This is a genomic window from Massilia hydrophila, assembly GCF_020208145.1.
GTDB classification, from domain to species: Bacteria; Pseudomonadota; Gammaproteobacteria; order Burkholderiales; family Burkholderiaceae_D; genus Telluria; species Telluria hydrophila.
This window is the reverse complement of sequence record NZ_JAHYBX010000001.1, coordinates 1,108,588-1,130,935: the sequence shown is the minus strand read 5'-3', so window position 1 is coordinate 1,130,935 and position 22,348 is coordinate 1,108,588. Positions and strand designations below refer to the sequence as shown.

Genomic DNA, 22,348 nt, shown 5'->3' with positions numbered 1-22,348 from the left:
CGGGGACCGGGTTGGGTCATGAAAGTGAAGACGCAGTTCAGGAAGACGACAAAGTATTACATAGTCTACGTACTTACATTGTCTCGTGCTGTATAGAAATACGAAATATTGTTGAGCGCGCGCGATTCGATTAGCATGGCGGGTGCTCCGGCCGCGCGCCGGCCCTTTCCGCCATCGACGAGGTGTTCCCTTCATGAGTCAATACACGCTGCACATCAACGGCAAGGCGCAGACCGTCGAGGTCGAACCCGACACGCCACTGCTGTGGGCCCTGCGCGACAGCCTGGGCCTGGTCGGCACCAAGTACGGCTGCGGCCTGGGCCAGTGCGGCGCCTGTACCGTGCACCTCGACGGCGTACCGGCGCGCGCCTGCCTGACCCCGGTCTCCAGCCTGGGCCGGCAAAAGATCACTACCATCGAAGGCCTGGACCCGCAGGCCAGCCATCCGCTGCAGCTGGCCTGGCAGGAGCTCGACGTGCCCCAGTGCGGCTACTGCCAGGCGGGCCAGATCATGAGCGCCTGCCAGCTCCTGAAGCAGCATCCGGCACCGACCGACGCCCAGATCGACGCGGCGATGGCGAGCAACCTGTGCCGCTGCGCCACCTATACCCGGATCCGCGCCGGCATCCACCGCGCGGCCGAGATCGCCGCCAGGGGCAGGACGGCCAAGCCTGCCGCGCCGGGAAAGGGCAAGCAATGAACGCCCCCCGCTCTCCTTCCCGGCGCCGCTTCCTGCGCAGCAGCGCCGCCGGCGGCGCCCTCCTGCTCGGGATGTCGGCCGAAGGCGTGCTGGCGGCGGGCGAACGCGCGGCCGCGCCGGCGTTCAGCCCGAACGCCTTCATCCGCATCGGCCGCGACGGCCGCGTGACCCTGGTGTCGAAGCAGCCCGAGATCGGCCAGGGCATCAAGACCTCGCTGCCGATGGTCATCGCGGAACAGCTCGACGTCGCATGGAAGGACGTGCAGGTGGTCCAGGGCGACCTCGACACGGCCCGCTACGGCCCGCAGGGCGCGGGCGGTTCCACCTCGACCCCCACCAACTACGAGAACTTCCACCGCCTGGGCGCGACCGCACGCACCATCCTGGTGCAAGCGGCGGCGGCGACCTGGGGCGTGCCGGTGGCCGAGTGCCGCGCCGCGGAAGGGGCCGTCATCCACGGTCCGAGTGGACGGCGCCTGGGCTATGGCGCGCTGGTGGAGAAGGCATCCACCCTGCCGTTGCCCGACCCGCAGGCGGTGGTATTGAAGGACCCGTCGGCCTACCGCCTGCTCGGCAAGCGCATCGGCGGCGTCGACAATGCCGCCATCGTGGCCGGCCGTCCGCTGTTCGGCATCGACGTGCGCCTGCCGGGCATGCTGTACGCCGTGTATGCGAAGTGTCCGGTGTTCGGCGGCAAGCCGGTGAGCGCCAATCTGGACGCGGTGAAAGCCATGCCAGGCGTGCGCGACGCCTTCATCGTTGAAGGCACAAGTAACCTGAACGGGCTGCGCCCTGGCGTGGCGATCGTCGCCACCTCGACCTGGGCCGCGCTGCGCGCGCGCAGCGCCCTGCAGGTGGTGTGGGACGAAGGCGAAGGCGCGGCGCACAGCTGGGGCGGCTTCACCGCCCAGGCCCAGGCCGCCGCCAAGGGGCCGGGCGCCGCCACCGTGCGCCGGGACGGCGACGTGCCGGCCGCGCTCGCCAAGGCGGCGAAGGTGGTGGAAGCGGCCTACAGCTACCCCTTCATCTCGCACGCCAGCATGGAACCGCAGAACTGCACCGCCTGGATGCGCGCGGACGGCGTGCTCGAACTCTGGGCCCCGACCCAGAATCCGGGCGCCGGCCAGGCCCTGGTGGCGTCCACCTTCGGCATCCCGAAGGAACAGGTCCAGCTGCACATCGTCCGCAGTGGCGGCGGCTTCGGCCGGCGCCTGAGCTCGGACTTCATCGTCGAGGCGACGGCCATCGCGCGCAGGCTGTCGGCACCGGTCAAGCTGACCTGGACCCGCGAGGACGACCTCCAGCACGACCACTTCCGCCCGGGCGGCTTCCACTTCCTGCGCGGCGGCGTCGATGCCAGCGGCAAGGCGCTGGCCTGGCACAACCACTTCGTCAGCTTCGCCAACCGCGTCGAGCGCGACGGGAAAAGCGTGCTGCAGCCGGGCAGCGGCGGCAGCCTGTCGGCCGACGAGTTCCCGGGGCGCTGGATCGACAACTGCCTGTTCGAGCAGACCCTGCTCGAATGCCGGGTCCCGATGGGGCCATGGCGGGCGCCGGGCAGCTGCGTGTTCTCCTGGGTGCTGCACAGCTTCATCGACGAGCTGGCGCATGCGGGCGGACGCGATCCGCTGGAATTCCGCCTTGAACTGCTGGGCAACAAGGACCTGGTGCCGGCCAGCAGCGAACGCGGCCTGTCGCGGCCCGGCCTGCCCTACGACGTCAAGCGCACGCGCCACGTACTGGTCGAGGTGGCGCGCCGGGCCGGCTGGGGCAAGAAGACCTTCCCGCGCGGCCAGGGCCAGGGAATCGCCTTCCATTTCAGCCACCGTGGCTATGTGGCGCAGGTGGCCGAGGTCACGGTGTCGCGCGACGGCCGGATGAAGGTGGACCGGGTGGTGGTGGCGGCCGATGTCGGGTCGCAGATCGTCAACCTGTCGGGCGCCGAACACCAGGTCGAAGGCTCGGTGATCGACGGCCTGTCGACCATGATGTTCCCCGAACTGGACATCCAGAACGGCCGCATCGTGCAGAGCAACTTCCACGACTACGGCCTGCTGCGCATGCCGGATACGCCGACGAAGATCGAGACCCACTTCATCCTGACCGACAATCCGGTGACGGGCCTGGGCGAACCGGCCCTGCCGCCGCTCGCGCCAGCGGTCTGCAATGCGATCTTCGCCGCGACCGGCAAGCGGGTGCGCCAGCTACCGCTCGCCAAGACCGACCTGAGCTGGAGCTAGCACCTCCGCCGCACCCGCCCCGCCGCCCTCTCAGTGGCGGTGGGCGGGGTCGTTGTCCTGGGCGCCGTGGTAGTCGAGGATCGACGCCGCCTTGTCCAGCCGCGCCTCGTCGGCCGTGATCGTGATCACGCACTTGCCAATCTCCAGTCCCGGCGTGTACACATCCTTGTAGTCGGTGCCGCCCTTGACGGCGGGCGAGTCGCCCACCGTGAAATTCGCTTCCGCGGGACCGGCTTCGTCGCCGGTATGGCTGATCTCGATACCGTCCCGGTCGAAACCGGCGTCCAGCAATGCCTGGCGCGCGCGCTCGGCATCCTCGAGTTTCTCGATCACGCGTACGATCTGCTTGTTCATGCTGCCTCCATCGGTTGCCGTTGGCTGCACCGTACCAGAAATGCGCACGGCCCGGCGCCCGGGCGGCGGCCGGCCATCAGCGTTTCGTGAAGGGCTGCCCGGCGGCCGCGGCGGGCGACGCTTCCTGTTCCGGCGCCAGGAAGCGGGTCGCGGGCCGACCGTCGGCATTGTGCTGCACGATGCGCAGCGGCCGTCCCTGCGCATCGAGCCATACCTGGCCGATGCCGGCGCCGTTCCAGACCCGCTCGCCATGCTGGCGCCGGTCCGGCAAATAGGGCGTGAGCGCGAGGTCGCGGCGCTGGGTGAACCAGTTCAGCGGCGAGCGCGGCGCGTACAGCCAGCGGTTGAGGCGGTCGAACCAATCGAGCAGGCGACGCGGGAACTCGTTCTTGATGCCGCTGCTGGTGATCTGCCAGACATGCGGCGCGTGCCCGGGTGCATCGGCTTCGCGCACTTCCACATCGTAGGCGAAGGAATAGTGCACGTCGCCCGACAACACCACGTAGTTACCGGGGGTGCGCGAATGGCGGAAGATGTTGAGCATGCTGCTGGCCGCGCCCCGGTGCGCCATCCAGTTCTCGGCGTCCACGGTCAGGGCCATGCCGGCGAAGGTGGCGATCCTTTGCACCACCTCGATCAGCTTGAGCCCGAACATCGGCGCCGCCGAGACGATGACGGCGGCCGTTTCGTCCAGCAGTTCGTGCTGCAGCGCGGTCAGCGCTTCCCAGTCCATCAGGCCCGAGGGGTAGTCGGGCCGGCGCCGGTTGCGCCAGCGCCGCGTGCGGGTATCGAGCACGATGACCGTGGGCGCCGTTCGCAGCACGAAGTCCCAGTGGCGGAAGGACAGCAGGCGAGTGATCAGCGCATCCTGCGCCCCGGGGTCGAGCCGGTTGTCGGCATCGGCGCCGGCGGCCAGCGCCGCCAGCTCGTCGAGCGCCGCACCAAACACCTCGGGCCGGTTGCCCCAGCCCTGGCACAGCATGTAGGCGACCAGCGCGTTGCCGACGATGCGGCGCGAGAACGGGTGGCCGTAGGCCGTGGCTTCCCAGCTGGCCGCCAGGTTCCAGTCGTCGGTGATGTCGTGGTCGTCGAAGATCATCAGGGTCTGCACGTGCGCCATCAGGCGTGCCGTGCGCGGCAGGTCGCGCCGGAAGCCCGCCAGGGCCTGCGCTTCGCGCTGCCAGCGCTGCACGTGCTTCGGCGCGAGCGCCAGCGCGGGCGGCGGCATCGGCGCATCCTCCACCAACTGCCAGGGCACCGGCGACCAGGCCAGCAGGTACATGGCCATCACTTCGGCCAGGGTCACCAGGTGGTTGTGCGCATTCGCCGTGGTGAAAATCGGCTTTTCGCTGCCACCGAAGAAGCGCTCGCGCAGCAGATTGTTGGACCGGACCGCCGGCAGCAGCTCTTCGCGCCGGTAGTAGCTGGCCGGATGGCGGTACAGCGCCTCGCTGTCCGCGACCACCGCGCCTTCCAGGCATTCGGCGTACAGTCCCAGGCGCTGGACCAGCGCGTGGATCGCCGCCAGCATGGGGCCGGCCACGTCGTCGGCATAGACCTGGTCGCCGCACAGCATCAGGAAGGCCGGCCGTTCGCCGGCCTGTCCGGGGTGGCGCGCGTGTTCGGCCACCAGCGCGTCGGCGCGCGCCATGCCGTCGGGCGCGGGATGGTGCGGCTTGCGGCAGGAACCGAACAGGATGTTGTCGCTGCGGCTGCGCAGCACCAGGTTCGGCCGCGCCGCGCCGGCATGCAGCAGGTGCGGCGCCCACTGCGCGATGCCGGCCTCGCTGCCGTCGGCGTGCCGGACCAGCAGGTCGTAGCCGACCAGGGTGTCCTGCGGCAGCGGCTCGGGCAGCGCGACGTCGATCAGGTGCACGCAGGCGTGGCGCCCGATGCGCACGACGCGGCAGTGGCTTGCGTCGAGCGCGAGCCGGCGTTCCGCGCCGTCCTGCGGCGCCAGCACCAGGCTCAGGTCGAGCGGCGCGCTGCCGACCAGCCAGAGCACGAGCCGGCCCGGCTCGAGGCGGCGCAGCAAGGGACCGGCAAGCACGGGCGGCAGGCCCTCGGGGGCTGGAGTCGGGATCAATGCGGTGACGAGGCTGGGTGAATGAACGAGGCAGTGTAGCAGACCGGCCATGCGGCCCGGGCCCGGGCCCGCGTGCGCGCCACGGACTCAGGCTGCGGCGCCGGCACGCGATGCAAGCTGCTTGACGAAACGCCGGCGCTTTTCCCGATAGCCGTGACGTTCATAGAAGCCATGGGCCCGGGTGCGCGCGCTATTGCTGGACAATTCGAGTTGCGCGCAGCCCTGGGTCACCGCATAGTGCTCGGCGGCGGCCAGCAGGCGCGCGCCGACGCCGGCGCTGCGGCATCCGGCATCGACGACCAGCGCCGAGAGCAGCGCCCAGCGCGCCGGCACATGCAAGGGCTTGATCGTATGCACCACCGCCAGCCCGAGGACCTTGCCCACGTCCTCGGCGACGAAGGCCTCGCCCGACGCCGGCACGCGCAGGGCGCGCAACTGTTCCCGTACTTGTCCGGCTTCGTTGGCGTAGCCCAGCTGCCCGACCAGTTCGGCGATGCTGTCGGCGTCCCCGTTGTCTGCCTCGCGAATCCGCATGCTGCGCTAGTCCAGCTTGAGCAGGGTGACCGGGGTGCTCGCGTTGACGAAGCCCGGGCGCCAGGGTGGGTTCACCACGCGGATCGGGCCGACGCCGAGCCTGGCGAAGTCGTCCACCGAATAGGTCCAGCCGATCGAATCCGGACGCTGGTACTGTGCATTGCGACTCTCCTGCCCGAAGGTGGTGATGCGCTGCTGCACCCCGATCTCGGCAAAGAACTGGCGCTCCGCTTCGGCTTGCGGCTTGAGCGTGTCGAGCAGGGTCGCGAGCAGCCTCTCGCGGGCCGGCGCGCGCTGCTCGGCGGGCAAGGCTTGCAGCATCGCTTCCTGCCCGTCGTCGAGCGCAAAGCCCGTGCTGCTCAAGCCACCGTGGTAGGCGACCACCGCGAAATTGCTGACCACCCTGCGCGGGGCGGCGGTGAACACATAGTTGGCGCAGGACGACATGCAATATTCCATCACCTTCACGTCCAGGCCCCGTGCGCGCACCCAGCGGCCCAGTTCCATTCCGGGGCCGGTCGGCCCGCCGCTGCTGCGGATCGACAGGATGCGCGGCTTGTCCTGCCCATCCTCGTACAGCGCAAAGGCGCGCCGGTTCGCCTCCGCGGACAGCGGGCCGACGTAATGCAGTTCGCCACGGTCGATGAAGACCTGGGCCGGAGGCGTCGCCCAGGCCCCTGGGCTAGCAATGGCGCATGCCACGGACCAGGCCATGACATGCCGGGCGGGAATCGTCAGGCGCATGTGAACAAGCTTTCAGGTGAACGGTAAGGCAGGCAAGCCGCGAGCATACGGCCGCGCGGCCCACCTTGCAATTCACCCTGCATGGCTTTGCCGGCAGGCCGCCGGGTCAGTCGGGCACCACCGCCGTCACCTCGATCTCGACCCGGGCCCGCTCCTCCATCAGCGCCGCCACCTGCACCGCGCTCATGGCCGGGTAGTGGCGCCCGATCACGTCGCGGTAGGCCGCGCCCAGGGCGGCGCCGGCGCCCAGGTATTCGGCGCGGTCGAGCACATACCAGGTCATGCGCACGATGTGCTGCGGGCCGGCGCCAGCCTCGGCCAGCACCGCCACCACGTTCTCCAGCGCCTGGCGCGCCTGGCCGGCGAAGTCGTCGGTCTGGAACACCCCTTGCGCATCCCAGCCGATCATGCCGCTCACGTAGATCTGGCGGCCACGCGCGGCCACGCCGTTCGCATACCCCTTGGGGCGCACCCAGTGCGCCGGTTGCAGGATGTCCATCAGCGGCCCTCCCCGGCCAGCAGTTCGCGCGCGATGATCAGGAGCTGCACCTCGCTCGCGCCTTCATAGATGCGCAGCGCGCGGATTTCCCGGTACAGCGTCTCGACCGTCTCGCCGCTGACCACGCCCTGGCCGCCAAACATCTGCAGCGCCGCGTCGATCACCTGCTGGGCGGTCTCGGTGGCGGTGAGCTTGGCCATGGCGGCTTCCTTCGTCACCCGCTTGCCGGCGTCGCGCATCCAGGCCGCGCGGTAGGTCAGCAGCGCCCCCGCGTCGATGCCGGTTGCCATCTGGGCCAGCCTGGCCTGGGTCAGCTGGAAGTCGGCCAGGGTCTTGCCGAACATGGCGCGCGCGCGCGCCCGGCGCAAGGCTTCGTCGAGCGCGCGCCGGGCGAAACCGAGGCTGGCCGCCGCCACCGAGGTACGGAACACGTCCAGGGTCGCCATCGCGACCTTGAAGCCCTGCCCTTCCTCGCCGATCCGGTTGGCGAACGGCACCCGGCAGCCGTCGAAGCGCAGGCGCGCCAGCGGGTGCGGCGCGATCACGGCGATCCGCTCGGCGATCTCGAAGCCGGGCGTGTCCGCCTCGACGATGAAGGCCGAGATGCCACGCGAACCGCGCCCGCCTTCTCCGCCACCGTCGCCGGTGCGCGCGAACACGACGTAGAAGTCGGCGATGCCGCCGTTCGAGATCCAGGTCTTCTCGCCGTCGAGCACATAGCTGTCGCCGTCGAGGCGCGCGGCGCACTGCATGGCCGCCACGTCGGACCCGGCCTGCGGCTCGGACAGCGCGAAGGCGGCGATCGCCGCGCCGCTGGCCACCCGCGGCAGCCAGGCGTCCTGCTGCCGGGCGCTGCCGAACAGCGAGATCGCGCCGCTGCCCAGGCCCTGCATGGCAAAGGCGAAATCGGCCAGCCCGGCGTGGCGCGCCAGGGTTTCGCGGATCAGGCAGATGGCGCGGGTGTCGATCGTGCGGCCCGCGCCGCCGATCGCGTGGTTCAGCCAGCCGCCGGCGCCGAGCGTGCGCACCAGGGCGCGGCAGGCGGCATCGACGTCGCCGCCGTGCGCGTGTCCTGTGTTGTCCCTTGCCCAGGCATCCAGTTCCCCCACCAGCGCGCGGTGGCGTGGCTCGAAGAAAGGCAGGTCGAGGAAATCGTCTCCGGACATGTTCAGTCTCCCTCGAAGCGCGGTGTGTCCTTGCCCACGAAGGCGTGGTAGGCACGGTGGAAATCATTGGTGGCCATGCAGATCGCCTGGGCCTGGGCCTCGGCCTCGATCGCTTCGTCCACGCCCATGTTCCACTCCTGCTGCAGCATCTTCTTGGTCATGCCATGGGCGAAGGTGGGGCCGTTCGCCAGGCTGGCGGCAAACGCCTGGGCCTCGTCCAGCACCGTATCCGGCTCGCACAGGCGGTTGAAGAAGCCCCAGCGTTCGGCTTCCTCGCCTTTCAGCGCGCGCCCCGTGTAGAGCAGCTCGGCCGCACGGCCCTGGCCGATCACGCGCGGCAGCAGCGCGCAGGCGCCCATGTCGCAGCCGGCCAGGCCGACCCGGGTAAACAGGAAGGCGGTCTTGCTGCGCGCGGTGCCGTAGCGGATGTCGGACGCCAGCGCCAGGATCGCACCGGCGCCGGCGCAGACGCCGTCGATGCTCGCCACGATCGGCTGCGGACAGGCGCGCATGGCCTTCACCAGCTCGCCCGTCATGCGCGTGAAGGCCAGCAGGCCGGGCATGTCGAGCCGGGTCAGCGGCCCGATGATCTCGTGCACGTCGCCGCCCGAACAGAAGTTCCCGCCGGCGCCGGTGAGCACCACCGCCTTGACGTCGTCGGCATAGGCCAGGGCCCGGAACAGCGCGCGCAGCTCGGCGTAGGAATCGAAGGTGAGCGGGTTCTTGCGCTCCGGCCGGTCGAGAAGAATGGTCGCCACCCGCTCGCGTACGGCGAACTGGAAGTGGGTGGCCTGGTAGTCGGCCAGGCTGGCGCGGTTGCCCGGCAGCCCGTGCGCCTGGCCCGGTAGGTAATGCATGCGTTGGCTCCTGAAAAAATGAAGATCAGCCTTCCAGCAGGCGTGCGGCCAGTTGCTGCGGACTCAAGCCGCTGCTGGCGGCCTGCAGCTGGCGCTCGCGCTCGAGGTTGCGCTCGAGCTGAAGCTTGCCGGCGCGGTACTGGCGCGGCCAGGCGGCCCCTGTGTAGCCGATGCGCGCCGCTTCGTTCAGCGTCCACGCCGGATTGGCCAGGTGCGGACGGGCGACGGCGCACAGGTCGGCGCGCCCGGCCGACACGATACCGTTGACGTGGTCGGCCTCGTAGATCGCGCCGACGGCGATGGTCGGGATGCCGGCCTCGTTGCGGATGCGGTCGGCGAAGGGGGTCTGGAACATCCGTCCGTACACCGGTTTTTCCTGCTTGCTGACCTGGCCCGAGGAACAGTCGATCATGTCGGCCCCGGCGGCCTTGAACAGGCGCGCGATTGCCACCGCGTCGTCGGGCGTGATGCCGCCCTCGACCCAGTCGTGGGCCGACAGGCGCACGCTGATCGGCAGCGCCTGCGGCCAGGCGGCGCGGATCGCCGCGAACACTTCCAGCGGGTAGCGGCAGCGGTTTTCCAGGCTGCCGCCATAGGCGTCCTGGCGCCGGTTGGTCAGCGGCGAGATGAAGCTCGACAGCAGGTAGCCGTGCGCGCAGTGCAGTTCCAGCCAGTCGAAACCGGCGTCGCGCGCGGCCAGGGTGGCGCGCACGAAATCATCCCTGATGCGTTCCAGGTCGTCCGGCGTGGCCGCGCGTGCCAGCTGCGACACCCCTTGCAGGTACTGCTGTTCGGAAGCCGACACCAGCGGCCAGTTGCCCTCCTCGAGCGGCAGGTCGATGCCGTCCCACATTGGCCGGGTCGATCCCTTGGCGCCGGCATGGCCCAGCTGCACGCCGATCTTCGCGTCGCTATTGGCGTGCACGAAGTCGACGATGCGGCGCCAGGCCGCCGTGTGCGCCGGCGTGTACAGGCCGGGACAGCCGGGCGTGATGCGTGCGTCGCTCGAGACGCAGGTCATCTCGGCCATCACCAGCGCCGCGCCGCCCAGCGCGCGCGCGCCCAGGTGGGCCAGGTGGAAGTCGCCCACGGTGCCCTCCACCGCCGAATACTGCGCCATCGGCGAGACGATCACGCGGTTCTTCAGCAGCACGCCGCGTACTTTATATGGTGTGAACATGGGCGGCGTGGCATCCTGGGGCGCGGGCAGGCCGGCCTGGGCGGCGGCGCGCGCGGCGAACCAGCGCTCGAAGCCGGCGACATAGTCCGGATCGCGCAGGCGCAGGTTCTCGTGCGACAGGCGCTGGCTGCGCGTGAGCAGCGAATAGGCGAACTGCTCGGCCTCGAGCGCCGTGTAGCGGCGGACGTTCTCGAACCATTCCATCGAGTTGCGGGCGGCGCTCTGCAGCTTGAGCACCTCGACCCGGCGCAGTTCCTCGTAGCGCGCCAGCGCGGCGTCCATCGGCAGCGCCGGATCGTCCAGGCAGCGCGCCAGTTCGATCGCATCCTCCAGCGCCAGCTTGGTGCCTGAACCGATCGAGAAGTGGGCGGTATGGGCGGCGTCGCCCATCAGCACCACCGGCACCTCGCGCACCGCGCCCGCCTGCTCCAGGCGCAGGCGATGCACCCAGTGGCGGCAGGCGATGCGCGGGAAGCGGATCCACATCGCCGAGCCGCGCAGGTGGGACGCGTTGGCCATCAATGGCTGGCCGTCCAGGTAGCGTGCGAACAGGCGCTCGCAAAAGGCCAGCGCCTGTTCCTGGCTCATCGTTTCGAGGCCGGCGGCGCGCCAGGTTTCCTCGGGCGTCTCGACGATGAAGGTCGAGGTATCGCCGTCATACTGGTAGGCGTGGGCCTGGAACCAACCGTGTTCGGTCTCTTCGAAGGCGAAGGTGAACGCATCGAACTTCCTGCGCGTGCCGAGCCAGACGAAGCGGCAATGGCGCTGCTCGAGCTCGGGCTGGAACACGTCGGCATGGCGCTGGCGCACGGCGCTGTTGACGCCGTCGCAGGCGACCACCAGGTCGGCGCCGTATTGGCGCGCCAGTGCCGCGTCGTCGCGCACCTCGTGCTCGAACGCCAGGCGCACGCCGAGGGCGGCGCCGCGCTCCTGCAGGATGTTCAGCAGGCGCTTGCGGCCGATGCCGCAGAAGCCATGGCCACCGGAACTGACCGTGCGGCCCTTGAAATGCACGTCGATCGCGTCCCAGTGGTTGAAGGACTGCAGGATGGCGCGCGCGCTCTCCTCGTCGGCGCCGGCAAGGTGGCCCAGGGTCTGGTCGGAAAACACCACGCCCCAGCCGAAGGTGTCGCTGGCACGGTTGCGCTCGACGACCGTGACGGCGTAGTCCGGATGGCGCTTCTTCATCAAGAGCCCGAAATACAGGCCGGCCGGGCCGCCGCCCACGCACACGATATTCATTCCTGCTCCCTCGAGGTGATCCTCTATCTTACATGCGCGATTAGTTTAGGTGTCAAGCAATTGAGCTGTGGCATATATGGCGCAGTCGGTACGCGGGAGAGACGGCGGACAGCCCGGTTTAGTACAATAAGGAAACGTAAGCACAACCCGCTGCCCTCCTGGACGCCGAGCCGCCCGATGCCGATCACTACTTTCCTCCAGCGCCTGCGCCTGAACAGCCTGCGCAGCCTGCGAAGCCGCCTGATGCTGCTGGTCGCGCTGGCCATCACTCCCATCGCCATCATGACGGTACTGGGCGGCGTGCGCGAGCGCCAGGCCGCGATCCGCGCTTCCGAGGAGAACCTGCAGCGCCTGACCGGCATGGCCGCCGCCAACGAGGCGCAGTCGCTGGAGCGGGCGCGCCAGATCCTGGTGGACCTGGTCAGCGTGCCCGACCTGATGGGACCTCCGGGGCGCTGCAATGCCCTGCTGGCCGATGTCCTCGACCGCAACGAGGGCTATGTCAACTTCGGCCTGATCCGGCTGGACGGCGAGGTCACGTGCAGCGCGGTGCCGATGCTGCACCCGGTGAACCTGGGCGACCGGCGCCACTTCCGGCGCGCCATCGCCGAGCGCCGCTTCATCGCCAGCGACTATGTGTTCGGGCGCGTGATCCGCAGGCACACGATCAACCTCACCTATCCGGTGACCGACCGCGGCGGCAAGGTGGTGGCAGTGGTGTTCTCGGCAATGGACCTGGCCGGGCTGGACACCTTCGTCAACGACATCAACCTGCCTCCCGGTTCGATCCTGGAGACGGCCGATGCCGATGGCCGCCTGATCACGCGCCGTCCCGACCCCGAGCGCTGGTTCGGCAAGAAGATCAGCCCGGCCCTGCTGGCGGCGATGCGCGAGCCTTCGCTGCGCCCTGTGCTACTGGTGGGCGAGGACGGGGTCGAGCGCCTGCACGCTTTCGCCCGGGTGGGTGGGCCGGCCCTGTCGGAATACACGGTGACGATCGGAATGCCGGTCGAGAACATCACCGCGGCCGCGCGCGAGGCGCAGATGACGTCCCTGCTCGGCCTGGCCGTGATCACCCTGCTGGCGCTGTCCGGGGCCTGGCTGGCCGGCGACATCCTGATCGTGAAGCGGGTGCGCAAGCTGATGGATACGGCGCGCCGCATCGCCGCCGGCGAACTGGAGGCGCGCAGCGGCATCAGCTACGGCAACGAGGAGATTGGCCGGCTGGCCGCGGCCCTCGACGAGATGGCGACCGCGCTGCAGGCCAAGGAAGCCGCGCGCAGCCAGGCCGAGCGCGAGCTGCGCGCCGCGGACCAGAGGAAGGACGAGTTCCTGGCGATGCTGGCCCACGAGCTGCGCAACCCGCTGGCGCCGATCAGCACCGGCGCCCACCTGCTCAAGCTGCTGCACTCGGATAATGCCCAGATCACCCAGACCTGCGCCATCATCGCGCGCCAGGTCGAGCACATGACCAGCCTGGTGGACGACCTGCTCGACGTGTCGCGCGTGACGCGCGGCCTGGTCTCGCTGTCCACCGCGGCGCTCGACCTGCGCAAGGTGGTCGACGACGCCGCCGAGCAGATCCGGCCCCTGATCACGGCGCGCCGCCACCAGGTGGTGCTCGACCTGCCGCCGCATCCGGCGCCGGTCAAGGGCGACCACAAGCGCCTGGTGCAGGTGGTCGCCAACCTGCTCGGCAACGCCACCAAGTACACTCCGGAAGGCGGCCATATCCGGCTGCACCTGGTCCAGGAAGGCGACAACCACGTGCTGACGGTGCAGGACGACGGCATCGGCATGGATACGGCCCTGGTCGGGCGCGTGTTCGATCTGTTCACCCAGGCCGAGCGCACCTCGGACCGCTCGCAGGGCGGCCTGGGCCTGGGCCTGGCGCTGGCGCGCAGCCTGGTCGAACTGCACGGCGGCAGCGTGAAAGCGGCCAGCGCGGGTCTCGGGAAGGGTAGCACCTTCACCGTGTACCTGCCGCGCTACAGCGCGGAAGCCGAATCGCCGATCGCGGAGGCAGTGCGGCACGCCGCCAGCGCGCAGGCGCCGCTGCGGGTATTGGTGGTGGACGACAACCTGGACGCCGCCCATACCCTGAACCTGTTCCTGGCCGCGAACGGCCACCGGGTCGAGATCGCCTACAACGCGCACGACGCCCTTGCCATCGCCGCCCAGTTCGCGCCCCAGGTCTGCCTGCTCGACATCGGCCTGCCCGACATGGACGGCAACGAGCTGGCGCGCCGCCTGCGCCAGCTGCCCCAGACCAGCGCCGCGACCCTGATCGCCGCCACCGGCTACGGCCGCCAGCAGGACCGCGACGCCGCGCGCGCCGCGGGCTTCGACCACTACATGGTCAAGCCCGTCAATACCGTGCAGCTGGGCGAAGTGCTCGCCCTCCAGCCCTAGGATCGGCGCGGCCCGGCGGCGACGCCGGCCGGGCCGATGCCTTATCATCTGGTTTTCCCTACAGGAGCGCGCAGATGGGTGAAGTCGGGGTCGTGCTGGCCATGCTGCTGGCGGTAGTGGCAAGCGGCTACCTGGTGCGGCTGTTGCCGATTGCCCTTCCCCTGCCGCTGGTACAGATCGCCCTGGGCGCCGCGATCGCCGGCCTGGGCTGGCACCCGGTGCGCCTGGAGCCGCATACCTTCTTCATCCTGTTCCTGCCGCCGCTGCTGTTCCTCGACGGCTGGCGCATCCCCAAGGTCGGCCTGTTCCGCGACAAGGGCGTGATCCTGGAACTGGCGCTGGGCCTGGTGCTGTTTACCGTGCTGGGGGCCGGCTTCCTGATCCACTGGCTGATCCCCGAACTGCCGCTGGCGGTCTCGTTCGCGCTGGCCGCGATCCTGGCCCCGACCGACCCGGTGGCGGTGGGCTCGATCGCAGCGCGGGTGCCGATCCCGCCGCGCCTGATGCACATCCTGGAAGGCGAATCCCTGCTCAACGATGCCAGCGGCCTGGTGTGCTTCCGCTTCGCGGTGGCGGCCGCCCTCACGGGCACCTTCTCGCTGTCCAGCGCGGCCCTGACCTTCGTGTGGGTGGCGCTGGCCGGCATCGCCAGCGGCGTGCTGCTCACCCTGGCCATGGGCATCGCGCAGCGGCTGCTGGCCAAGCACTTCGGCGAGGAAGCCGGTGCCTCGATCCTGCTCAACCTGCTGCTGCCTTTCGGCGCCTACATCGTGGCCGAGCACATCGGCGCGTCGGGCATCCTGGCCGCGGTGGCGGCCGGTGTCACGATGAGCTATGTGGAGCTGAGCGGCCGCGCGCTGGCCACTACCCGGATCCGACGCAACGTGGTGTGGGACACCGTGCAGTTCGCGCTCAACGGCGTGATGTTCGTGCTGCTGGGCGAACAGTTGCCGGACATCGTGCGCGCCGCCCTGCACGGCCCGGACCTGCCGGCGCCGCGCGACATCTGGTGGCTGGCCGGTAACGCGCTCCTGATCAGCCTGAGCCTGATCCTGCTGCGCCTGGCCTGGGTGTGGGTGTCGCTGCGGGCCTCGCGCATGCTGGCGCTGCGCAACGGCCGCGAGGGCATCATGCCGCGCAAGCGCCTGATCTTCGCCACCTCGCTGGCGGGAGTGCGCGGCGCGATCACCCTGGCCGGCATCCTGACCCTGCCGCTGGCCATGCCCGGCGGCGAACCCTTCCCGGGACGCGACCTCGCCGTATTCCTGGCCAGCGCCGTGATCGTGGTGTCGCTGGTGGTGGCCAGCGTCGCCCTGCCGCGCCTGCTGCGCGGGCTCGAGCTGCCCCCGGAAACCGCGGCCGAGGCCGAGGAAGAGCGGGCGCGCCAGGCGGCGACGCTGGCGGCGCTGGGTGCGATCGACCGCGCCGGCCCGCCCCAGCCGCTCGACGAACAGGATGCCGAGATCCATGCCAGCGCGGCGGAACAGGTGCGCGGCCTGTACCAGCACCGCCTTGGCGGTGGCAGCAGCGACGGCCTGCATCCGGCGCGCGCGCGGGTGGCCGAGGAAGCCGAACGCCACTATCGCCTGGCGGCCCTCGACGCCGAGCGCCAGGTGCTGCTGCAGATGGCGCGCAACAACCAGCTGTCGGACGAAACGGCGCGCCGCCTGGTGCAGGAAATCGACCTGGTCGAGGCGCGCTACCGCTCCAGGGGCGGGCACTAGGCCTTCCTCGGGCCAGACTAAGTTATCTTCCTAACGGTGGCGGCCGCCGCGGCGGGGTAGGATCGGGCGACCCCACAGCGAAAAAGCCATACCATGCCCAGCGAAGAACACGCCGGCGCCGCCACGCCGCTCAGCGACCCGCCTGCCGCCGCCAGGGCCGCGGGCCTGCGCTACGTCCATGACGACCGTCCCGGCATCCGGCGCGAACGGCAGGGAGACGGGTTTCGCTACCTCGACGCCGGCGGCGACCCGGTGACCGACGAGGCAACGGTTAGGCGCATCAAGTCGCTCGTGATCCCGCCCGCCTGGACCGACGTCTGGATCTGTTCCCAGGCCAACGGCCACCTGCAGGCCACCGGCCGCGACGCGCGCGGCCGCAAGCAATACCGCTACCACCCGAAATGGCGCGCCGTGCGCGACGAAGTGAAGTACGAGCGCATGCTGAACTTCGGCCAGGCCCTGCCCACGATCCGCACGGAGGTCGACCGCGCCCTGTCCCTGCCCGGCATGCCGCGCGAGAAGATGCTGGCCACCATCGTCTACCTGCTGGAAGCGACCATGATGCGGGTCGGGAACGAGGAATACGCGCGCACCAACAAGTCCTTTGGCCTGACCACGCTGCGCAACCGCCATGTCAAGGTGGACGGCAGCGAGGTCGAGTTCCGCTTTCGCGGCAAGAGCGGCGTGTACCACAAGGTGCAGGTGCATGACCGGCGCGTGGCGCGCATCATCCGCCGCTCGCGCGACCTGCCAGGACAGGAACTGTTCCAGTACGTGGACGACGAGGGCGAAACCCACAGCATCGATTCGAGCGACGTCAACGACTACCTGCGCACCATCACCGGCGAAGACTATACCGCCAAGGATTTCCGCACCTGGTCGGGCACGGTGCTGGCCGCGCTGGCCCTGCAGGAATTCGAGAAATTCGATTCCGAGGCCCAGGCCAAGAAGAACATCGTGCGCGCGATCGAGTCGGTGGCCGAGAAACTCGGCAATACGCCCTCGGTGTGCCGCAAGTGCTACGTGCATCCGGTGGTGCTGGACGCCTACCTGGAAGGCACGGTACTGGAAAGCCTGCGTGAACGCACCGAGCAGGAACTGCTGGACGACCTGCATGCCCTGCAGCCGGAAGAAGCGGCGGTGCTGGCCATGCTGCAGCAGCGCCTGCGCCATGAGCAGGAGCAGGAGCAGGAGCAGGAGCGGGCGAAGAAAAAGGAAAGGGAGCGGCGGGAGGCGGCGCGCAAGCGCGGCCCGCGCCGCGCGGCCGCACAGACAATGAGAGGAAGCGCATGAACAAGCAGGCTACAAGCGAATGGACCATCGAACAGGTGGCCGCCTTCGACCACCAGGTGACCGGCGTGTCGGTCTCCGAGGACGGCCGAGTCTTCGTGAATTTCCCGCGCTGGACCGAGGACAGCGCCGTATCGGTGGCCGAACTGCGCCAGGACGGCAGCCTGCGCCCCTACCCCGACGCTGGCTGGAACGCCTGGCGCAACGCGCGCAAGGACGAACTGGAGCCGGAGCGGCACTGGGTCTGCGTGCAGAGCATCGTGGCCGACGGCCGCGGCAGCCTGTGGGTGCTGGACCCGGCCGCCCCGGCCCAGGCCCACCTGGTCTCGGGTGGCGCCAAGCTGGTACAGGTCGCGCTGGCGGACGACCGCGTCACCCGCAGCATCGTGTTCGACGAGGACGCCGCCCCGCAAGGCTCCTATCTGAACGACGTGCGCTTCTCGAAGGACGGCAAGTACGCCTTCATCACCGATTCCGGCGTCGTCGGCGCCCTGCTGGTGATCGACCTGGCCGCCGGCAAGACCGTGCGCCTGCTGGAAGGCCACCCATCGACCCAGATGAAGAAGGGCCTGGTGGTCACCGCCGACGGCAGGGAGCTGCGCCGCCCGGACGGACGCGGCGTGGAATTCTCGGCCGACGGCATCGCCCTGTCGGACGACGGCCAGTGGCTGTACTGGCAGGCGATCAAGGGCGATACCCTGTACCGCATCGCTACCAGCGTCCTGACCGGCAAGGGCCTGCGCGGCGAGGATGTCGGGGACGAGGTCGAAGAATATGGCCGCAATGGCGTGTCCGACGGCCTCCTGATCCCGCGCGGCAGCAACAAGATGCTGCTCAGCGCCGTGGAAGACGACGCGGTGAAGGTGCGCGACCTCGATGCCGGGCCGTCGGGCGCACCGCGCATCCTGGTGCAGGACGCGCGCCTGCGCTGGCCCGACACCTTCACCCAGGGCCCGGACGGCACGGTCTACCTCACCACCTCGCACATCCAGGACTCGGCCTTCTTCAAGCCGGACGCGCCGCCCGCGCTGCCGACCCAGCTGTGGAAGCTGGTGGGCGGCAGTTTCTAGCCCTTACTTGATGAAGTAGCCCGACACCTTCCAGCTGCCATCCGCCTCGCGCATCGGGATCACGGTCTCGATGCCGCTGCGCGCGTCGAACTCGGTCTGGTACTGCAGCACCACATAGTGGCCGTCGGGCGCGCCCGGGATCGAACGGGTGTACTGGCTGGAAGCGAGCCTGCGCGACTTGACGGCGCCCAGCGGCGTGCGCACGCTGCGCAGGGCATCGATCCACTGTTCCTGACTGACGGCGGCGCGGAACTTGCTCGCGCCCTGGGTCCAGCTGTCGGCATACTTGCCCTCGTCAGCCATGGCCAGCCACGTAGCGGCCACGGCGCTTGCGGCCTGGGCGGCGCCGGCGGGCTCCTGGGCGCTGGCAGGCTGGATCAAGGCGGCGACGGACAGCAAAACGGCGGCAAATTTCATGGGGCTTCCTTGGTGGTTGACGAACGCCAGACAGCATAATCGAAAACTCCCGCCCGAATGTCGCGCTTTGTTGCAGCTGCAGGCCGACCCTTACGCGCGCTTGGACTGGAACTCGGACGAGGCGATGTCCGCGAGATCGCATAGCCCCTGCAGCTCGGCCGAGCGCAGGCGGCGCGGCTCGCGGTCGATCACGCACAATGTACCCATCGGCAGCCCGCTGCGGTCGCGCAGCGGTACCCCCGCATAGAAGCGGATATGCGGCTCGGCCAGCACCAGCGGGTTATCGCGGAAACGTTCGTCGGTGGCGGCGTCTTCGACCATGAAGGGCGCATCCTGCAGGATGGCGTGCGAACAGAAGGCCCATTCGCGCGGAGTTTCCTGCGGACCCAGGCCGATGCGCGCCTTGAACCACTGGCGACGCGCGGTAAGCAGCGATACCAGCGCGATCGGCGAACCGGTCACGGTGGCCGCCAGCCGCACGATGCGGTTGAAGCGCTCCTCTTGCGGACTATCGACCAGGCCGGACGCCGCCAGCGCGGCCAGGCGGCGCGCTTCATCGGCTGCGGCCGGGTAAGTCTCGTCTCCCTGCAGCAGGAATTCGGGGTCGGTCGGCGCCTGCACGAGGGTTTCGCCGGACAGGGAGCCCGACAGCGGACCTGCACGGTCCAGCATCGCCTGGATCGTGCTCTGGCGGGTGCGACGGTGGCCACCCGGCGTCTTCCATGAGGGGATGGCGCCACTTTCCATCCACAGCTGGACGGTACTGGTGGCGACACCCAACATGCGGGCCGCGGCGCTGGTAGTGAGGATCGGATCCTCTTCGGTGAACTTGCTCTGCATTCGCTGTCCTGGTTATCCGGTGGAGTATACTCGAAATGACGAAATTCATCATTTAAAACACGCATTCTAGAGATTGGTTTCGCTTACACACAAATACATCATATTTAATTGCTTTTTAGAAACCTTTGGTGCATAATCTGGACCGAATTCCTCATTTCACCTTGGTTCTTTATCAATTTCTTTGTATTTACCCAGAAGGCTACCATGCGCTTTCTTCACCAGGCCGGCATTGCGAGCAGGCTAACCACCGCATTTGCCCTGATACTGTCGCTCACCCTCATCCTCGCCGCATTTTCGGTATCGCGCGTAAACAGCATCGAAGCCGCGCTGCACAGCGCCGACGCGGTCAGGAACAGCGAACTGGAACCCTTGTACGCCGCGCGCGAAGCACTGGCCCAGACCGGTATCGCGGCCCGTAACGCCTATATCTTCAAGGACGATGCGGCAGCGCGGCGCGAACTCGACCTCGTCGACGCACGCAAGGCCGAGTACCTGGCCGCCCTCGCCCGCCTCGACCCGAGCCTGCAAGACAATGCGCAATACGGCAAGGTCCGGGCCGGCATGCTGGCGATGGCACGCGAACTGGAACGGCCGCGCGCGTTCCTGGCCAGCGGCGACCTGGACGGTTTCGGGCGCTTCCTGGTCGAGGAATGCAGCCCGCTACGGCGGAGCATCGTGGCCGATATCGACCTGCTGCTGAAACAACTGCAGGCGCGCACCACGGCGGCGGTCGGGACGGCCAAGGACGAGGCGTCCGGCGCGCGCTACTGGATCACCGGCCTGAGCGCGCTGGCGGTGCTGTTGTGCGTGCTGGTGGCGCTGGTGCTGGTGCGCAGCCTGCTGGCCCAGCTCGGCGGCGAGCCGGCCTATGCCACCCGGGTGGCGCAGGCGATCGCCGGTGGCGAGCTGCACCAGCTGGTGGACACGACCCGCGCCCGTCCGTCCAGCCTGCTGTACGCGATGAGCGCGATGCGCGACGGCCTGAGCGCCATCGTCGGCAAGGTGCGCGGCGGAACCGATGCGATCGCCTCGGCATCGGTCCAGATCGCCTCGGGCAACCTCGACCTGTCGACGCGCACCGAGGCCCAGGCCGCCGCGCTGGCCGAAGTCGCGGGCGCCATGCGGCACCTGATCGAATCGGTGCGCCAGAACGCCGACTACGCGGCGCAGGCCAGCGAGCTGGCCGGCAGCGCGTCGGGCATGTCGGTCAAGGGCGGCGCCGCGGTGGAGGAAGTGGTCAGCACGATGGCGCTGATCGACGCTTCCTCGAAGAAGATCGTCGACATCATCGCGGTCATCGACGGCATCGCTTTCCAGACCAACATCCTGGCGCTGAACGCGGCGGTCGAGGCTGCGCGCGCCGGCGAACAGGGCCGCGGATTCGCGGTCGTGGCCAGCGAAGTGCGCAACCTGGCGCAGCGCTCCGCCGGCGCGGCCAAGGAGATCAAGGCGCTGATCGAAGACTCGGTGACCAAGGTCGGCATGGGCGCCGTGCTGGTGGGCGAAGCCGGCGCGACGATCCGCCAGGTGGTCGACAGCGTGCACCGCGTCAGCGGCATCATGGCGCAGATCAGCACCGCGAGCAGCGTCCAGCGCGCCGACATCGAGCGCGTCGACGGCGCCATCGCGCGCCTGGACGAGATGACGGTCCAGAACGCGGCGCTGGTGGAAGAGGCGGCGGCGGCGGCGCAGTCGCTGCGCCAGCAGGCGGAGGCGCTGGCGGCGGTGGTGAACACCTTCCAGCTGGACGAGCCGGCAAGCGACCCGCGGCACCAGCTGGCGCCGCGCTGATCAGCCCGGGCCGGGGTGCTCGAAAACCTGGCGCAGGTAGGCCAGGAAGGTCTCGTCGGTACACATCGACTTGCCGGGCGTATCCGACAACTTGGCCACCGGCTGCCCGTTGCAGCGGGTGAGCTTCATGACGATGTTCAGCGCCGGGTAAGGCGTGTCGTTGGTGAGCTTGGTGCCGATGCCGAAGCCGCACGTGGTGCGGTCGGCGAAGTGGCGGTACAGGGCCAGCGCCTTGGGCACGGTCAGCGCGTCCGAAAACACCATGCGCTTGGAGCGCGCGTCGATGCGCAGGCGGGCATAGTGCGCCAGCGCCTTCTCGCCCCACTCCACCGGATCGCCCGAATCGTGGCGCAGGCCGTCGAACAGCTTGGCGAAATACAGGTCGAAGTCGCGCAGGAAGCCGTTCATGCCCACTACGTCGGTCAGCGCGGTGCCCAGGTCGCCCCGGTATTCCTGTACCCAGTCTTCCAGCGCGGCGGTCTGGAAGTCGCGCAGGCGCACCCCGAAGGCCTGGTAGGCCTGTAGGTATTCGTGGGCCATGGTCCCGATCGGCACCAGCTTGTATTTCTTCGCCAGGTAGACGTTCGAGGTGCCCTTGAAGAACTGCGGCAGCTCGCGCGCCAGGGTCGCCACCACTTCGTCCTGCCAATCGCCGGAAAAGCGCCGGCGCACGCCGAAGTCGAAGAACTCGAAGGGAGTGGCGCGCGGCGGCTCCAGTTCGAAGGCGCGCAGCTCGTCGATCTTCTGGCGCAGCCGCACCCGCGCCTCGGCCAGCGCCGCCTCGCGGTCGAAGCGGCGGAAGTACAGTTCGTTGACAATGTAAAGGACGAAGATCTCGAAGCCCATCACGTGCACCAAAGGGCCGGTGGCGCGGATGCGCAGGTGCGCACCGTCGGTCTCGACCTGGATGAACTTGCGCTGGAAGCGGAACAGCGTGAGGAAGTCGGCAAAGTCGCTCTTGATGAAGCGCAGGCCGCGCAGGTAGGCGACTTCATCCTCGGTGAACATCATCGAGCACAGGTGGTCGAGCTCGCGCTCCACCTCTTCCTTCAGCTCGGCCAGCGGATAGGCCGGCTCGTTGCGGCAGCGGAATTCATACTCCCCGTTCGCGCCAGGGTGGCTGTGCAGCAGCGCCTGCCACATGGTGAACTTGTACAGGTCGGTCTCGAGCAGGCTGCGGACAACGGGTTTCATCGGACTCC

The 22,348-nt window shown here is 69.1% G+C and carries 18 protein-coding genes; 7 read left to right on the top strand and 11 right to left on the bottom strand.

Features of this window, described 5'->3' with window-relative positions:
• Positions 1-193: 193 nt before the first annotated feature.
• Both LE190_RS05210 and LE190_RS05205 read left to right on the top strand, forming a co-directional pair.
• Positions 194-700: a (2Fe-2S)-binding protein gene (locus LE190_RS05210; RefSeq protein ID WP_225237686.1), complete on the top strand. Its 507-nt coding sequence runs from the start codon at positions 194-196 to the stop codon at positions 698-700.
• Entirely contained in the window at positions 697-2,940 is a 2,244-nt protein-coding gene (locus tag LE190_RS05205; RefSeq protein WP_225237685.1) for a xanthine dehydrogenase family protein molybdopterin-binding subunit, read from the top strand. Before LE190_RS05210 ends, LE190_RS05205 begins: the two co-directional genes overlap by 4 nt.
• Before the next feature lie 30 nt (positions 2,941-2,970).
• Here LE190_RS05205 and LE190_RS05200 read toward each other — a convergent pair whose 3' ends face one another.
• The 8 genes from LE190_RS05200 to LE190_RS05165 form a co-directional block, all read right to left on the bottom strand.
• On the bottom strand, positions 2,971-3,294 hold the full coding sequence (locus LE190_RS05200) for a hypothetical protein (protein ID WP_225237684.1): 324 nt from the start codon (positions 3,292-3,294) through the stop codon (positions 2,971-2,973).
• Positions 3,295-3,370: 76 nt separating this feature from the next.
• The gene (locus LE190_RS05195; RefSeq protein ID WP_225238056.1) at positions 3,371-5,344 is read right to left on the bottom strand and encodes a metallophosphoesterase family protein; all 1,974 of its coding nucleotides are present in this window, start codon (positions 5,342-5,344) and stop codon (positions 3,371-3,373) included.
• A 123-nt stretch (positions 5,345-5,467) separates the two neighbouring features.
• Positions 5,468-5,914, bottom strand: coding sequence for a GNAT family N-acetyltransferase (locus tag LE190_RS05190; RefSeq protein WP_225237683.1), 447 nt, complete (start codon positions 5,912-5,914; stop codon positions 5,468-5,470).
• Positions 5,915-5,920: 6 nt separating this feature from the next.
• Complete coding sequence (locus LE190_RS05185; protein WP_225237682.1) at positions 5,921-6,658, bottom strand: hypothetical protein; 738 nt, start codon at positions 6,656-6,658, stop codon at positions 5,921-5,923.
• Positions 6,659-6,764: 106 nt separating this feature from the next.
• On the bottom strand, positions 6,765-7,157 hold the full coding sequence (locus tag LE190_RS05180; protein ID WP_225237681.1) for a RidA family protein: 393 nt from the start codon (positions 7,155-7,157) through the stop codon (positions 6,765-6,767).
• On the bottom strand, positions 7,157-8,323 hold the full coding sequence (locus LE190_RS05175; protein WP_225237680.1) for an acyl-CoA dehydrogenase family protein: 1,167 nt from the start codon (positions 8,321-8,323) through the stop codon (positions 7,157-7,159). Before LE190_RS05175 ends, LE190_RS05180 begins: the two co-directional genes overlap by 1 nt.
• A gap of 2 nt (positions 8,324-8,325) precedes the next feature.
• Complete coding sequence (locus tag LE190_RS05170; protein ID WP_225237679.1) at positions 8,326-9,180, bottom strand: enoyl-CoA hydratase family protein; 855 nt, start codon at positions 9,178-9,180, stop codon at positions 8,326-8,328.
• Positions 9,181-9,205: 25 nt separating this feature from the next.
• Positions 9,206-11,602, bottom strand: a complete 2,397-nt coding sequence (locus LE190_RS05165; RefSeq protein WP_225237678.1) for a bifunctional salicylyl-CoA 5-hydroxylase/oxidoreductase — start codon at positions 11,600-11,602, stop codon at positions 9,206-9,208.
• A 177-nt stretch (positions 11,603-11,779) separates the two neighbouring features.
• Here LE190_RS05165 and LE190_RS05160 point away from each other — a divergent pair, with 177 nt between their 5' ends.
• The 4 genes from LE190_RS05160 (at position 11,780) to LE190_RS05145 (ending at position 18,098) form a co-directional block, all read left to right on the top strand.
• Complete coding sequence (locus tag LE190_RS05160; RefSeq protein ID WP_225237677.1) at positions 11,780-14,014, top strand: hybrid sensor histidine kinase/response regulator; 2,235 nt, start codon at positions 11,780-11,782, stop codon at positions 14,012-14,014.
• A 74-nt stretch (positions 14,015-14,088) separates the two neighbouring features.
• Complete coding sequence (locus LE190_RS05155; RefSeq protein ID WP_225237676.1) at positions 14,089-15,738, top strand: Na+/H+ antiporter; 1,650 nt, start codon at positions 14,089-14,091, stop codon at positions 15,736-15,738.
• A 93-nt stretch (positions 15,739-15,831) separates the two neighbouring features.
• Entirely contained in the window at positions 15,832-17,031 is a 1,200-nt protein-coding gene (locus tag LE190_RS05150) for a DNA topoisomerase IB (RefSeq protein WP_225237675.1), read from the top strand.
• Positions 17,028-18,098 carry an L-dopachrome tautomerase-related protein gene (locus tag LE190_RS05145; RefSeq protein WP_225237674.1) on the top strand — a complete coding sequence of 357 codons (1,071 nt, stop codon included), beginning with the start codon at positions 17,028-17,030 and terminating at the stop codon, positions 18,096-18,098. Before LE190_RS05150 ends, LE190_RS05145 begins: the two co-directional genes overlap by 4 nt.
• Before the next feature lie 3 nt (positions 18,099-18,101).
• On the opposite strand, the gene LE190_RS05140 is transcribed toward LE190_RS05145, so the two are convergent.
• A complete protein-coding gene (locus tag LE190_RS05140; protein ID WP_225237673.1) occupies positions 18,102-18,515 on the bottom strand; it encodes a DUF4019 domain-containing protein in 414 nt (137 codons plus the stop codon).
• 90 nt (positions 18,516-18,605) lie between these two features.
• Complete coding sequence (locus tag LE190_RS05135) at positions 18,606-19,355, bottom strand: GAF domain-containing protein (protein WP_225237672.1); 750 nt, start codon at positions 19,353-19,355, stop codon at positions 18,606-18,608.
• A gap of 204 nt (positions 19,356-19,559) precedes the next feature.
• Between LE190_RS05135 and LE190_RS05130 the strand changes: the two genes are divergently transcribed.
• Positions 19,560-21,146 (top strand): methyl-accepting chemotaxis protein, encoded by a 1,587-nt coding sequence (locus tag LE190_RS05130; protein ID WP_225237671.1) that lies wholly within the window; start codon positions 19,560-19,562, stop codon positions 21,144-21,146.
• On the opposite strand, the gene pncB is transcribed toward LE190_RS05130, so the two are convergent.
• The gene (gene pncB, locus LE190_RS05125) at positions 21,147-22,340 is read right to left on the bottom strand and encodes a nicotinate phosphoribosyltransferase (protein WP_225237670.1); all 1,194 of its coding nucleotides are present in this window, start codon (positions 22,338-22,340) and stop codon (positions 21,147-21,149) included.
• Between the last annotated feature and the right edge of the window lie 8 nt (positions 22,341-22,348).

What these genes read in the sequence shown, in the direction of transcription:
- LE190_RS05180 (WP_225237681.1), bottom strand. Translation starts at nt 7,157, where the DNA reads ATGGACATCCTGCAACCGGCGCACTGGGTGCGCCCCAAGGGGTATGCG.
- LE190_RS05200 (WP_225237684.1), bottom strand. Translation starts at nt 3,294, where the DNA reads ATGAACAAGCAGATCGTACGCGTGATCGAGAAACTCGAGGATGCCGAG.
- LE190_RS05185 (WP_225237682.1), bottom strand. Translation starts at nt 6,658, where the DNA reads ATGCGCCTGACGATTCCCGCCCGGCATGTCATGGCCTGGTCCGTGGCA.
- LE190_RS05210 (WP_225237686.1), top strand. Translation starts at nt 194, where the DNA reads ATGAGTCAATACACGCTGCACATCAACGGCAAGGCGCAGACCGTCGAG.
- pncB (WP_225237670.1), bottom strand. Translation starts at nt 22,340, where the DNA reads ATGAAACCCGTTGTCCGCAGCCTGCTCGAGACCGACCTGTACAAGTTC.
- LE190_RS05155 (WP_225237676.1), top strand. Translation starts at nt 14,089, where the DNA reads ATGGGTGAAGTCGGGGTCGTGCTGGCCATGCTGCTGGCGGTAGTGGCA.
- LE190_RS05130 (WP_225237671.1), top strand. Translation starts at nt 19,560, where the DNA reads ATGCGCTTTCTTCACCAGGCCGGCATTGCGAGCAGGCTAACCACCGCA.
- LE190_RS05190 (WP_225237683.1), bottom strand. Translation starts at nt 5,914, where the DNA reads ATGCGGATTCGCGAGGCAGACAACGGGGACGCCGACAGCATCGCCGAA.
- LE190_RS05165 (WP_225237678.1), bottom strand. Translation starts at nt 11,602, where the DNA reads ATGAATATCGTGTGCGTGGGCGGCGGCCCGGCCGGCCTGTATTTCGGG.
- LE190_RS05150 (WP_225237675.1), top strand. Translation starts at nt 15,832, where the DNA reads ATGCCCAGCGAAGAACACGCCGGCGCCGCCACGCCGCTCAGCGACCCG.
- LE190_RS05140 (WP_225237673.1), bottom strand. Translation starts at nt 18,515, where the DNA reads ATGAAATTTGCCGCCGTTTTGCTGTCCGTCGCCGCCTTGATCCAGCCT.
- LE190_RS05135 (WP_225237672.1), bottom strand. Translation starts at nt 19,355, where the DNA reads ATGCAGAGCAAGTTCACCGAAGAGGATCCGATCCTCACTACCAGCGCC.
- LE190_RS05205 (WP_225237685.1), top strand. Translation starts at nt 697, where the DNA reads ATGAACGCCCCCCGCTCTCCTTCCCGGCGCCGCTTCCTGCGCAGCAGC.
- LE190_RS05145 (WP_225237674.1), top strand. Translation starts at nt 17,028, where the DNA reads ATGAACAAGCAGGCTACAAGCGAATGGACCATCGAACAGGTGGCCGCC.
- LE190_RS05175 (WP_225237680.1), bottom strand. Translation starts at nt 8,323, where the DNA reads ATGTCCGGAGACGATTTCCTCGACCTGCCTTTCTTCGAGCCACGCCAC.
- LE190_RS05160 (WP_225237677.1), top strand. Translation starts at nt 11,780, where the DNA reads ATGCCGATCACTACTTTCCTCCAGCGCCTGCGCCTGAACAGCCTGCGC.
- LE190_RS05170 (WP_225237679.1), bottom strand. Translation starts at nt 9,180, where the DNA reads ATGCATTACCTACCGGGCCAGGCGCACGGGCTGCCGGGCAACCGCGCC.